Genomic DNA, 12,551 nt, shown 5'->3' on the forward strand with positions numbered 1-12,551 from the left:
TGCTACTTGCCGAGCTGCTCGATCAGGTCGGCGGCCTTGCGCAGGCCGTCGCGACGCCGGATCTCCTCGCCCGCGGCGGCGAGCCTCGCGCGCATCTCGTGGTCACCGAGCAGCCGCGTGACCGCTCCCGTCAGTTCCTCGTCCGTGAAGGTATAGGTCGAAAGCCTGACACCATAACCCAATTCGCTGACCCTCTGGGCGTTGTCGTACTGGTCCCAGAAGAGCGGCAGCAGGATCATCGGCTTGCCGAAGTGCAGCGCCTCGGTGGTCGTGTTGTTGCCGCCATGGGTGATGACCACGTCACACAGAGGAATGATCTTAGTCTGCGGAAGGAACTCCGCGCCCCACATGTTGTCCGCCAGCTTGATCTCCTCGTGCAGCGGGCCCTTGGAGACGATGTACTGGTGCGGCGTCGTGGCCAGCACGTCGATCACCCGCTGCATCAGCTCCACGTCGGAGGAGCCGAGCGAGCCGAGCGAGAAGTAGATCAGCGCGCCCTCGTTGCCCTTGAAGGGCAGCGTGAAGTCCTCGTCCGTCTCACGGACCGAGGAGTCGAGCCGGTGCCAGTTCGCGCCGAGCGGGCGGGCGCCGGTGTAGTCGAGGAGCTCGGGGAAGACGTAGAGGTTCAGGTCGCCCTCGTGGATGAAGTCGAGGTCGGGCAGCGGCTCGGTGCCCTGCTCGACGCTCCACTCGTTGAAGGCGGTCCAGAGCTCGCGGTGGGTGCGGTCGTACTCGGCGCGGAAGGCCTCCCACTCGGAGCGGTCGTCGGCGGGCAGGCCGGAGAAGACCGGCGCGACGCCCTCGCCGCGCACCTCAAGCGGGTTGCAGGAGACGATCCGGACGAACTTCTTGCCCGCCGTCAGCAGCGCCGGGAACGTGATCACGTTGTCCTCGACGATCACGTCCGGGTTCACCCGCTCGATGATGGCCTTGAGCTGGGGCTCGCAGTATTTCGCGCCGTCGATCAGCTCGGCCCAGATCGGCTTGGTGACGGTCTCGAGCTGCTCACGGGTGCTCTTGCGGTATTCAGGCGCGGTCTCGCGGATGAAGTCCTTCCAGAACTGGCCCGGGTCCTGCTCCTCGGCCTCGGCGTTCTCGGGCGGAGGCGCCAGGTCGACCAGGTCCTCCTCGAAGCCGAGTGCTTCGAGCTTGCCCTTCCACGAGGCCTCGGCGGCGAAGACGACGCGGTGGCCGCGCTGACGCAGGATGTCGCCGACGCCGATGCAGTTGTTGGTCGGGCCGTAGGCGCTTTCAGGCATGAACAGGATGGTGAGAGACATCGAGACTCCGGGGAAGCTCATCAAATTGAAGAGGAATTCAAAAAGTTGTCTAGCGGGATGGTCAAGTTACGGGCACTATGGTCACGGCTAACTGAATGGCATGCCAATGAGTGAAGGTCGTGAGGGTGGCGCAGCGTAAAAGCCGTAGTGACCGGCGCATCGATTTGATCGAGGCCGCACGCAGGGCCATCATCCGCTACGGCATAGACGGTGTACAGCTCTCGCACGTCGCGGAGGAGGCCGGGCTGACCTCCGGCGCCGTCCTCTACCACTACCCCGACCTCGCCGAGCTGCTGGTCGAAGCCCAGCACGCGGGCATGGAGCGCTTCTACGAGCAGCGGATGCGCCGGCTCGCCACGATCACCGGCCCGGCCGAGAAGCTGGTCGTCACGATCAGGTCGGGCCTGCCCACCGGGCCGCTCGATCCCGACGTGCGCCTGCTCAACGAGCTGGGCGGGGCCGCCGGCCGCAACAGGGTCTATGGCGTGTTGCTCACCTCGCTCTATGACCGTCAGGTGTCGATGTACCAGTCGATCCTGGACACGGGGGCCGCGCTGGGGGTGTTCGCGCTGACGGCCGACTCGGTGACGGTCGCGCGCAACCTGGTGGCCCTGGAGGACGCGTACGGCTACCGCATCACGGCCAGGCACCCGCTGATCGGCCCCGAGGAGGCGGCCGAGCTGATCCTGTCCTACGCCCGCACGGTCACGGGCAACGACCTGGACTTCTGACCGGCCGCGGCCGGCCCTCACCGGTCGACCGCCATGATGACCGCGTCCTCGGCGTTCCAGCGCACCTTGACCTTGGCGCCGGGCTGCACGGCGCTCGCTCCCTGCACGGCGGCGAGCACCGGCTTGACGTGTCCCGGCACCTCCACGGAGATGTGTGACACACCACCGTAAAAGCTGACGTCCAGGACGCTGCCCTTCAGCCCTCTGGTGGCGCTCTCGTCGGCCAGCTCGATCCGTTCGGGCCGAACCGCCAGCAGCGCCTCCGCGCCCGCCTCCAGCTCCGTGAGGGGCCTGCCGGGCAGCATGCCGAAGTCGCCGCTCTTGAGCGCCTCCATGCCGCTGGCCGTGCCCCCGAAGAGGTTGTTGGCGCCGACGAAGTCGGCCACGAACGGCGACTTCGGCCGCTCGTAGAGCGCGACGGGCTCGTCCACCTGGCGCACCTCGCCGCTGTCGAAGACCGCGATGCGATCGGCCAGCGACATGGCCTCCTCCTGGTCGTGGGTGACGACCACGAACGTGATGCCGACGTCGTGCTGCAGCCGCTTGAGCTCCAGCTGCATGTCCGCGCGGACCTTCTTGTCCAGCGCCGACAGCGGCTCGTCGAGCAGCAGCAGGCGCGGCCGCTTGACGATGGAGCGAGCCAGCGCCACCCGCTGCCGCTGCCCGCCGGACAGCTGCGCGGGCTTGCGCGAGGCGTGCGCCGACAGGCCCACGGTCTCCAGCACCTCGCCGACGCGCTGCTTGATCTCCTGGCGGGGCAGCCGCTCCCGCTCCAGCCCGTAGGCCACGTTCTTGGCCACGGTCATGTGCGGGAACAGCGCGTACGACTGGAACATGAGGCTGATCGGCCGCCGGTTCGGCGACATGGCCAGCAGGTCGTCCCCGTCGAGGGTCACCCGGCCCGCGTCCGGCCGCTCGAACCCGGCGATGATGCGCAGCAGCGTGGTCTTGCCGCAGCCGGAGGGCCCCAGCAGGGCGAAGAACTCGCCCTGCCGGATCTCCAGCGAGACGCTGTCGAGCGCGGTGACGTCCCCGAACCTGCGGGTGATCCCGTCAATCTTGAGCACGCGATTCCCCGATCTTGGTCAGGCGCTGCCCGGCGATCACCGCCGTGAAGCTCACGAGGAGCAGGATCGCGGCCAGTGCGTTGATCTCCGGGGTCACCCCGAAACGAATCATTGAATAGATGACGATCGGCAGCGTCTGGTCGGAGTTGCCGATCGTGAAGAAGGCGATCACGAACTCGTCCAGCGAGAGCGTGAAGGCCAGCAGCGCGCCCGCGACGATGCCGGGCGCGAGCTGCGGCAGCGTGATCTTCATGAACGTCGTCACCGGCCCGGCGCCCAGGTCGCGGGAGGCCTCCTCCAGCGAGGTGTCGGCGTTGGCCAGCCGGGTGCGCACCACGGCCGCGACGAACGCCATCGCGAACACCCCGTGCGCGAGCACCGCCGAGTACAGCCCGAGCGTGAGCTGGATCATGCCGTAGAAGACCAGCAGCCCGATCCCGAGCACCAGGTCGGGCAGCACGGCGGGCATCAGCGCGAGGGCGTCGAGCGTCTTGGACCTGCTGTGCCTGGCCAGCCCGACGGCCAGCAGCGTGCCGAGCACGGTGGCGATCACCGTGGCGCCGGTGGCCACGATCAGCGTGTTGACCAGGCCGTCCCTGACCCGCTCGTTGGCGGCCAGCTCGCCGTACCACTTGAGGCTGAAGCCCTCGTAGGTGTACGCCGAGTCGCCGGAGTTGAACGACATGACGACGAGCACCACGATGGGCAGATAGAGGAAGACGTACGTGGCCCAGAAGGGGACGTACAGCAGCTTGGACCTACGCACGGCGGGCCGCCCATGCCTGCGCGATCAGCAGCACGATCAGCACCGCGACCAGGGCCAGCGTCAGCGTGGAGCCGAACGGCCAGTCGCGCGCCGCCAGGAACTGGTTGCGGATCAGGTTGCCCACCATGAGTGACTTGCTGCCGCCCAGCAGCTCGGGGATCACGAAGTTGCCGAAGCTCGGCACGAACACGAACAGGCATCCGGTCAGCACGCCCGGCACGGTGAGCGGCAGCGTCACCTTGCGGAAGGTGGTCAGCGCCGCGGCCCCCAGGTTGGCCGAAGCCTCCCTGAGCTGCGGATCGAGCTTCTCGATCGTCGCGTAGAGCGGCAGCACCATCAGCGGCAGGTACGAGTACAGCAGCCCCGTGACGATCGCGCCCTCGTTGTAGAGCAGCTCGAACGGCCCCAGCCCGAACACCTTCAGCCCGCTGTTGATCAGCCCTGGCCCGCTGAGCAGGATGATCCACGCGTAGACCCGGATGATGAAGTTCGTCCAGAACGGCAGCACGATCGCCACCAGCGCCATCGTCTTCCACTTACGCGGGAGCTGGGCGATCAGGTAGGCGGTCGGATAGCCGATCAGCAGCGCGATCAGCGTGGTCAGCGCCGCGATCTTCAGCGAGTTGCCGACCACGCCCAGGTAGAGCGGGTCGAACAAGCGCGCGAAGTTGCTCGTGGTGAACTCGTAGACGATCCCGCCGAAGCGCCCGCGCTGGAAGACGGTGTAGCTCAGCACCAGCGCCAGCGGCACCAGCATGAGCACGACCAGGTACGTCAGCCCGGGTGACAGGAAAACGAACGCGCCCAGCCGGCGTCCCCGAGAACGGGACACCGGCCGGGCCTTGACCTCAGACTTCACTACAACGACAACTACTTCGCCTGGATGTCTTGCGACAGGGTGGTGTACTTGGTGGACGCCTGGCCCAGGTCGATGATCGACTCACCGTTGAGCAGCTCGGCGGGCTTGATGCCCAGCAGCGAGCCCTTGGGGATCTCCACCTTCTCCATGGCGGCCTTGTTGGGCACCTTGTAGTTGATGTTCGCGGCGGCCCAGCTGTGGATCTCGGGGTCGAGGATGTAGTTGATCAGGGCGTGCGCGGCCTCCTTGTTCTTGGAGGACTTCATGATCACCATGGTGTCCACCCAGAGGTCGCTGCCCTCCTTCGGCACCACGAACGCGATGTTGCCCTTGGGGTCGGTGGTCGGGCACCAGCCGTCCCACGCCTCGACCATCACGGCCTCGCCGGAGGTCAGCTTCTCGCCGAACGTCGTGTCGTCGTAGGTGAGCAGGTGGGGCTTCTGCGCGACCAGGAGCTCCTTGACCTTCGCGATCTCCTCGTCCTTGTCGGTGTTGACCGAGTAGCCGAGCGCCTTGATCGCGGGCAGGGCCAGCCAGCGCTCGGTGGTCATCATGGTGACCTTCTTCTCGGCCCACGCCGGGGGCTTCAAGAGATCGTTCCAACTCGTCGGCTTGGCCTTCACCAGATCGGTGCGGTAGCAGATGCCGGTGGTGCCCCACGTGTAGGGCACGGAGTACTTGTTGCCCTTGTCGTAGGAAAGCTGGGTGGCCTCGGGGTAGAGGTTGGCCAGGTTGGGGATCAGCTCAGGGTGGATCGGCTCCAGCAGACCCTGCTCGTTGAGCGCCTGGGCGTACTGGCCCGACACGAACGCCACGTCGATGCCGCTGTCACCCGAGGCGGTGAGCTTGGCCATCGCCACTTCGTTCGTCTCGTGCAGCGCGATCTTCAGGTCCTTGACCTTGAGCTTCGCCTTGACCTTCTCAGGAAGCTCTTTGGGCGTATAGCCGTCCCACACCGTCACCTGGAGCGTCTGCTGGGAGAGGTCCGCGTTGGGCTTGAGCTGGTCGGCCGACGCCGCGGTCGTGCCTTGTGAGCTGGACGACGACTCACCGCCGCACGCCGCGACGGCAAGCGCGAGACCGACCACCGCCGCGGCGGCCGGAAGACGACGGGTGAACCGGGTACGGGACACGGCCGCTACTCCTTCTGAAATTTGGTGTAAGAGGGGTCGCGCGACCTTACCGGACACAGCAGACCAGAGCAGGAGTGTTGCAGCAGAAATCAACATGAGCAAGACTTTTGCGGACATTGCTACCAGGAAGTTTGGTCCAGCTGTTGAATTGGGATTCAATAAGTCGTCGGCTGATCTCTCTCGGTGAGAAGCCCCTCACGGCGCGAGACCGGGGGCTCAGCGCCGCGCTGCTAAGGCTCTTGGGGGGTGAGGTGCCGCCGCCGTTCGCCGTGCGCCGCTTCCTTCCGCTGCCCACCCTCTCGTACGCCCCCGAAGATCTCCACACTGGGGCCCCAGGTGAGCGGGATTTCGGACCGCACGTGGACCAGACCAACTACTCCGTGGTCGTGGCCGAAAAGGTCGTCGTCAAGTGGCTGACCCCGCCGGTGCCCCTTCCGCACCCCACTCCGGAGATCTTCGGCCACCTCGTTGAGGCGGGCTTCAACGACACAGCTCCCCCTTACGCGGCCCTGACTCGCACGGTGGACGGCGGGGAAGAGCTCCTGGCTCTGGTGACGGGCTACCTGCCCGAGGCCAGGGACGGCTGGGAATGGTGCGTGGACCAGGCCGAGGCCGGCCGGACGGACTTCGCGCGCGAGCTCGGCCGCCTGACCGCCGACCTCCACCTCGCCCTCGCGACCTGGCCGGCGCCGCAGGCGGTCACAAGGGACGGCGGGACGGGCGGCCCGATGGCGCGGGCGGGCGCCGCGCTGCGGGAGGCCCTCGACGCGACGGACGGCGAGGACGGGGCCTGGCTGGCCACGCGGGCCCCGGCGCTCCTGCGGGAGCTGTCCCCCCTGGCCGAGCCCATCACGAGCCCGCTGATCAGGATCCACGGCGACCTGCACGTGGGCCAGATACTCCAATGGCGGGACGGCTACGCCGTGATCGACTTCGACGGCAACCCCACGGTCACCGACGCCGAGCCGTACCAGCCGGCCGCCCGGGACGTCGCCCAGCTCACCACCAGCCTGGAACATGTCGCCCAGGTGGCCATCAGGCGAAGAGACGTCCCGCCCGCGAAGGCGGCGTCCTGGGCGGCCGAAGCGCGCGCCGCCGTGCTCGCCGCGTACAGTGCCCGGCTGGCGGCCAAGGACCGGGCGGACCTCCTGGACGTCCGGCTGATCCGCCCGTTCGAGGTGGAGCAGGAGTGCCGGGAGCTCATCTACGCCGCCCGCCACCTGCCCCGCTGGCGCTACGCCCCCATGGGCGTCCTGCGCACCTGGTATCCCGAGGAGAACATTTCGTGAATTCCGAGCTCTACCTGTCCGACCTGGAGTCCAAGCCCGAGTCCCTGGCGGCCCTGGCCGCCGCCCTGGAGGCGGACGACCCCTTCGAGAGGCTCCCCCGGCATGCCGGCCGGGTGCTCTTCCTCGGCATGGGCAGCTCCCGCTACGCCGCGGGGGTGGCCGCCCTGCGCCTGCGGGCCGCCGGCGTCGACGCGTACGCCGAGTACGCCTCGGCCGCGGCCACCTACCCGGCCGGCGAGGACACCCTGGTCATCCCCATCTCGGCCACCGGCTCCAGCAGGGAGACGCTGGACGCCGCGGCCCGCTACGCCGGCGGCCCCGCCCGGCTGGTCACGCTCACGAACCAGCCGGGCTCGCCCCTCGCACAGGCGGCCGACCTGGTGATCCCCATGCACGCGGGCGAGGAGCGCGGCGGGGTCGCCTGCCGCACGTTCCAGCACACGCTGGCCCTGCTCCTGGCCCTGGAGTCGCGGCTCACCGGGACGGATCGCGACGTCCCCGCCCTGCTCAGGCGGGCCGCCCAGGCCACGGCCGACCTCCTGGAGCGCAGGGACGAGTGGCTGCCGCTGGCCCTGGAGCTGCTCGACGGCCCGCACGGCGTCTACACGATCGCCCCCGCCGAGCGGCTGTCGTCGGCCGAGCAGTCGGCCCTGATGTTCCGCGAAGGGCCGCGCCGACCGGCCGACGCCTGCGAGACGGGCGACTGGGCGCACGTGGACGTGTACCTGACCAAGACCCTCGACTACCGGGCCCTGCTCTACCCCGGCTCCGCCTACGACGCCCAGGCCATGGACTGGGTGCGTCAGCGCGAGTCCACGGTCGTCACCGTGGGCGCGGAGGTGAAGGACGCCACGGCCGCCATCCGTTATCGGCACGACGACGATCCGGACGTGGCCTTGCTCACCGAGACGCTGGTGGCGGAGCTGGTGGCGGCGTACTGGTGGCAGGCCTGAGACGGGTCACTGGGCGCGCACGGTCAGGGCGTGCTCGACGAGGGTGATCAGGGCGTTCTTGACCGCCTGACGGTCCCGCGCGTCCGTGCGCACGATCGGCACGTGCGGCGAGAGCGTGAGCGCCTCCCGCACCTCGCTCTCGATGTGCGGGAACTCCCCGTCCCAGCCGTTCAGGCCGATCACGAACGGCATCCCCGAATCCTCGAAGTAGTCCACGGCGGGGAAGCTGTCGGACAGCCGCCGCGAGTCCACCAGCACCACGGCCCCGATCGCGCCGCGCACGAGGTCGTCCCACATGAACCAGAACCGGTGCTGCCCCGGCGTGCCGAACAGGTAGAGGATCAGGTCGTGCTCCAGCGAGAGCCGGCCGAAGTCCATGGCCACGGTGGTGGTGGTCTTGCCCGGCGTGTGCGCGAGGTCGTCGATGCCCGCCGACGCGTCCGTCATCACCGCTTCCGTGGTCAGCGGCATGATCTCGGACACCGAGCCGACGAACGTGGTCTTGCCCACGCCGAACCCGCCGGCGATGACGATCTTCGTGGAGGTGAGGCGGCTAGAGCCTGCGAAGTCCACTGAGCACCCTTTCGAGCAGGCCCCTGTCGGGAAGACCCGCCTCAAGCTGTGGCTGGTACACCTTGACCAGTCCGTCCGCTTCCATGTCGGCCACCAGCACCCGCGCCACTCCGAGAGGGACGCTGAGCAGCGCGGAGATCTCCGCCACAGAGCGCACCTGCCGGCAGAGCTCGCTGATCGCGCGGTATTCACGGGTGTAGGTGGCGCCCAGCTGTGCCGAGGTCGCCGACGATACCAGCGCCTCCATGGCCAGCCCGGTGCGTGGAGCGGTCCTGCCGCCGGTGACGGCGTACATCCGGACGAGCGAGCTCCGCTCGGGCTCCGGCTCACCGTTATGCCACGATGCCAACGTCCACTCCCATCACCACGGACGCGAGGCGGAAAGCTCCGCCCGTACGGCAGGTGTGAGCACCTGTCCGGCACGCTCGACCAGGACCGTCATCTGATAGGCGACCAACCCCATGTCACAGTCCGGTGCCGCCAGCACCGCCAGGCAGGATCCGTCGCTGATCGACATCACCAGGAGCAGGCCATGGTCCATCTCCACGAGCGTCTGAGTGACCCCGCCGCCCTCGAACACCCGCGCGGAGCCCTGAGTGAGGCTCACCAGGCCGGCCGCGATGGCGGCGAGCTGGTCCGCGCGATCTGGGGGAAAGCCCCGGGAGAACGCCATGGGCAGGCCGTCGGCGGAGACCACCACGGCGTGCGCCACGCCGGGCACCTCTTCGACGAAGCCGCTGACCAGCCAGTTGACGTCCCTGGCCGCCTGGCTCAGCTCCTTCATCAGTCCTCCTCAAGCTCGGCCCGGCCCTTGCGCACGCCCTGCTGGTAGCTGGCCAGCCTGTTACGCAGCCGATCGGGCGACACCGGAGGAGCGGGGACGGGCGGCGGCTGCGGATTCGCCGTACCCGGTACCAGGTTCGCGCGCGGCGTCCGCTTGGGCAAGCCGGAGTTCGTGGTGCCGTTCCGCGCGGGCTCGACGGCGGCGCCCGCGGCCTGCCAGCCCTCGTCGGTGGGCGAGGACCAGTCGGCGGAGTCCCGGCGGTCGGCCGTCGGCGCCGACTTGCTGAACCAGCTGCTCTCCTCCAGGGAGGCGTAGATGGGCAGGAACTCGTCCTTGGACGGCGCCGGGGCCGAGGCGCCGGACATGGGATAGGTCGGCAAAGGGTGGGTGAGCGGGTCCGGCGCCGGCAGCTCGACCGAGTGGGTGTGCTGGGAGCTGAACCACGACGACGGCTCGGGCGCGGGGGGCGCCGCGTCCAGCGACGGATGACCGAAGGGGGGCGCCGGCGCCGTCCCCTGCTGCCTGGGCACCTGGACGCGCGGCTGCGGCTGGCGCGTGGGCAGCCCGTTCGCGTGGGACTGTCCCGCCGACAACCCGCTCGCCTGCGGCTGTCGGGTGGGCAGCCCGTTCGCCTGGGGCTGGCGGATGGGCAACCCGTTCGCCTGGGGCGGACGGTTGGGCAGCTCGTTCGGCTGGGGCTGGCGCACCTGCGGCGGGCCTGGCTGCACGCGGGCCGGCATCGAGCCCGGCACGGCGGTGAGCAGCATGGGCGGCACCAGCACCATGGCGGTCAGCCCGCCGATGTCCTGGCGCCGCAGCTGGACCCTGATGCTGTGCCGCAGGGCGAGCCGGCCGACCACGAACAGGCCCATCCGCCGCGAGACCGACACGTCCACCACGGGCGGGTTGGCCAGCCGCCAGTTCGCCTCCGACAGCTCCTCCGGGGTCATGCCGATCCCGTGGTCGGTGACGGACAGCATGAGGCTGCCGCCGTCGATGCGGCTGTCGGAGATGATGACCTTGGTGTCCCGTGAGGAGAACGAGACCGCGTTCTCGATCAGCTCGGCCAGCAGGTGCACCACGTCGGTGACGGCCTGGCCGGCGACGGCGACGTCCGAGTGGACCTGGATGCTGACCCGGTCGTAGCTCTCGACCTCGCCGAGCGCGGCGCGCACGATGTCCATCAGCTCGACCGGCTCGCTCCACTTGCGCGCCGCCTCCTGGCCGGCCAGGACGAGCAGGTTCTCGCTGTTGCGCCGCATGCGGGTGGCCAGGTGGTCGAGCTTGAACAGGTCGCCGAGCCTGGTGTCGTCGCGCTCGCCGACCTCCAGCTTCTCGATCAGCGTGAGCTGCCGCTCGACCAGCGTCTGGCTGCGCCTGGACAGGTTGACGAACATGGCGTTGACGTTCGAGCGCAGCCGCGCCTCGTCGCCCGCCAGCCGTACCGCCTCGCGGTGCACCTCGTCGAAGGCGCGCGCGACCTCGCCGACCTCGTCCTTGGAGAAGATGCCGATGGGCGGCACCTCGGCGTTGATCGCGCCGTCCCGCGACTCGCGAAGGTGCTGGACGAAGTCGGGGAGCCGTCGTCCGGCGATCTCCAGTGCCTCGCCGCGCAGGCGGCGCAGGGGCCGCACCATCGACCTGGCCACGCCGGTGGTGATCAACAGGACGGCCACGAGCAGCGCGAGCACGGCGGCGGCGGTCACGAACGCGCGCTGCCGCTCCTCGGCGCTGAGCGCCTCGCTGCGCGCCACGATGCCCTGGGCCTGGCGCTCCTCGACCTGGCGCATGGAGTCGACGACCACGGTGGCCGCCTCGAACCACTCCTTGGCGTCGTCGGGCCTGGCCAGGTCGAGGCGGCGCAGCGACAGCCCGTTCGTGGCCCTGATCAGCACGAGCTCGCGCAGGAACAGCATGCGGTCGGCGGATCTGCCGTTGACGGTCTCGTCGAAGAAGCGGCGCTCATCGGCGGTGGCCTCGGCGGCGAAGCCCCTGCGCTCGGTGGCCTCCCGCGACTGCTCGCCGAGGAAGCGCTTGAGCTGGTCCTGGTCGAACGCGCCCTCGACGAGCACCGTGGTGACCAGCGCCTGCTGGTAGGAGACGCTCTCCTTCGCGCGGGCCAGCCCGTCGAGCATGCGGGTCTGCCTGAACAGCTCGTCGTCCGAGCTGCCCTTGATCAGCTCGTTGTGCATGGAGAGCAGGTCGCCGATCACCGTCGTGTAGAGCTCGACCGCGGGTCCTGGCAGCAGGTTGGCGTCGAGCGCCTGCTTGCGCAGGCCGGTCAGGTCGTCCAGGCGGCTGAGCATGTTCTCGATCTGGTCGGCGGTACGGCCGCTCGACTCGGAGAGCAACTGCTGCGCGATGCCGCGTACCTCTTTGACCGACAGGTCCACCTGGGCCATGTGTGCCTGCACCTCGGCCAGCCCGTCGGCGGGCCGGTTGCGCGCGATGTACCAGGAGGCCCTGGCCCGTTCGCCGGACACCAGGTGCGTGAGCTCGCCCAGCTCGGCGGACAGCCGCGCGAACTGGTTGGTACGCGCGTAGTCGCCCGCCGCGGAGGTGGAGGCGAGCACCTGGATGCCGCCGAGCAGCACCGCGGCGGCCGTCGGGATCAGGATGAGGGCGACGAGGCGCGCGCGGACACGCCAATTGCGCAGCCGCCAGCCGCTCTCGCTGGCCTGCCTCTCACCCAGCTCTGTACTCACCGAACGCACCTCGCCCGAATCGGCGTATATGAGGGGGGCTGTGGCCCCTTGGGAGAAATCAGTAAGTGCGGGTAATTGGAACACATCCCATGGCTGGTGGCCAACCGAACATAACGCGACAATTTTGAAGTTGTGTGACTCCTGGGAAGAGAACCTGGGGCTCCATGCCACTCTGCGCTAGGGCGTGAAATAAACCATCATCACGCGGCATGTCCGCCTATGGGCGATTAGTGCGTTCCAAACGCATAACGCAAGAGGCGCACCCCGATCTCTGGACGGTCACAGCGTTGAGATTCCCGTTATTCACGACATATGTTGAGCCACGGCAAACGAGGAGGCGAGTGGTGGGGGATTCTCCCGACAGTGCGGCTATCACCGTTCAGGGCCTTTGGAAGATCTTCGGGTCCAGAG

12 protein-coding genes are annotated in these 12,551 nt (G+C 68.8%); 3 read left to right on the top strand and 9 right to left on the bottom strand.

What is annotated here, in order from left to right:
• Positions 1 to 2: 2 nt before the first annotated feature.
• Positions 3 to 1,259 carry a glycosyltransferase gene (locus ABEA43_RS45060; RefSeq protein ID WP_345572178.1) on the bottom strand — a complete coding sequence of 419 codons (1,257 nt, stop codon included), beginning with the start codon at positions 1,257 to 1,259 and terminating at the stop codon, positions 3 to 5.
• A 146-nt stretch (positions 1,260 to 1,405) separates the two neighbouring features.
• Here ABEA43_RS45060 and ABEA43_RS45065 point away from each other — a divergent pair, with 146 nt between their 5' ends.
• Entirely contained in the window at positions 1,406 to 2,011 is a 606-nt protein-coding gene (locus ABEA43_RS45065) for a TetR/AcrR family transcriptional regulator (RefSeq protein ID WP_345572180.1), read from the top strand.
• A 17-nt stretch (positions 2,012 to 2,028) separates the two neighbouring features.
• On the opposite strand, the gene ABEA43_RS45070 is transcribed toward ABEA43_RS45065, so the two are convergent.
• The 4 genes from ABEA43_RS45070 to ABEA43_RS45085 are packed head-to-tail and all read right to left on the bottom strand — an operon-like array spanning position 2,029 to position 5,836.
• Positions 2,029 to 3,078: an ABC transporter ATP-binding protein gene (locus ABEA43_RS45070; protein ID WP_345572182.1), complete on the bottom strand. Its 1,050-nt coding sequence runs from the start codon at positions 3,076 to 3,078 to the stop codon at positions 2,029 to 2,031.
• On the bottom strand, positions 3,065 to 3,844 hold the full coding sequence (locus ABEA43_RS45075; protein ID WP_345572184.1) for an ABC transporter permease: 780 nt from the start codon (positions 3,842 to 3,844) through the stop codon (positions 3,065 to 3,067). Before ABEA43_RS45075 ends, ABEA43_RS45070 begins: the two co-directional genes overlap by 14 nt.
• Positions 3,837 to 4,676, bottom strand: a complete 840-nt coding sequence (locus ABEA43_RS45080) for an ABC transporter permease (protein WP_345572186.1) — start codon at positions 4,674 to 4,676, stop codon at positions 3,837 to 3,839. The genes ABEA43_RS45075 and ABEA43_RS45080 overlap by 8 nt, the downstream gene beginning before the upstream one ends.
• A 38-nt stretch (positions 4,677 to 4,714) precedes the next feature.
• Positions 4,715 to 5,836, bottom strand: a complete 1,122-nt coding sequence (locus ABEA43_RS45085; protein WP_345572188.1) for a polyamine ABC transporter substrate-binding protein — start codon at positions 5,834 to 5,836, stop codon at positions 4,715 to 4,717.
• Between the two features lie 359 nt (positions 5,837 to 6,195).
• On the opposite strand from ABEA43_RS45085, the gene ABEA43_RS45090 reads away from it, so the two are divergent.
• Both ABEA43_RS45090 and ABEA43_RS45095 read left to right on the top strand, forming a co-directional pair.
• Positions 6,196 to 7,125 (top strand): hypothetical protein, encoded by a 930-nt coding sequence (locus tag ABEA43_RS45090; RefSeq protein ID WP_345572190.1) that lies wholly within the window; start codon positions 6,196 to 6,198, stop codon positions 7,123 to 7,125.
• Positions 7,122 to 8,078, top strand: coding sequence for an SIS domain-containing protein (locus tag ABEA43_RS45095; protein WP_345572191.1), 957 nt, complete (start codon positions 7,122 to 7,124; stop codon positions 8,076 to 8,078). Before ABEA43_RS45090 ends, ABEA43_RS45095 begins: the two co-directional genes overlap by 4 nt.
• Before the next feature lie 6 nt (positions 8,079 to 8,084).
• Here ABEA43_RS45095 and ABEA43_RS45100 read toward each other — a convergent pair whose 3' ends face one another.
• The 4 genes from ABEA43_RS45100 to ABEA43_RS45115 all read right to left on the bottom strand — a co-directional run bounded on the left by ABEA43_RS45100 (position 8,085) and on the right by ABEA43_RS45115 (position 12,140).
• Positions 8,085 to 8,651, bottom strand: a complete 567-nt coding sequence (locus ABEA43_RS45100; RefSeq protein ID WP_345572192.1) for a GTP-binding protein — start codon at positions 8,649 to 8,651, stop codon at positions 8,085 to 8,087.
• Positions 8,632 to 8,946 carry a DUF742 domain-containing protein gene (locus tag ABEA43_RS45105; protein WP_345572235.1) on the bottom strand — a complete coding sequence of 105 codons (315 nt, stop codon included), beginning with the start codon at positions 8,944 to 8,946 and terminating at the stop codon, positions 8,632 to 8,634. Before ABEA43_RS45105 ends, ABEA43_RS45100 begins: the two co-directional genes overlap by 20 nt.
• 66 nt (positions 8,947 to 9,012) lie before the next feature.
• Positions 9,013 to 9,435, bottom strand: a complete 423-nt coding sequence (locus ABEA43_RS45110) for a roadblock/LC7 domain-containing protein (RefSeq protein WP_345572193.1) — start codon at positions 9,433 to 9,435, stop codon at positions 9,013 to 9,015.
• The gene (locus ABEA43_RS45115) at positions 9,435 to 12,140 is read right to left on the bottom strand and encodes a sensor histidine kinase (RefSeq protein WP_345572194.1); all 2,706 of its coding nucleotides are present in this window, start codon (positions 12,138 to 12,140) and stop codon (positions 9,435 to 9,437) included. Before ABEA43_RS45115 ends, ABEA43_RS45110 begins: the two co-directional genes overlap by 1 nt.
• Positions 12,141 to 12,551 lie beyond the last annotated feature (411 nt).

It is taken from the genome of Nonomuraea rosea (genome assembly GCF_039539705.1).
Taxonomy (GTDB): Bacteria; Actinomycetota; Actinomycetes; order Streptosporangiales; family Streptosporangiaceae; genus Nonomuraea; species Nonomuraea rosea.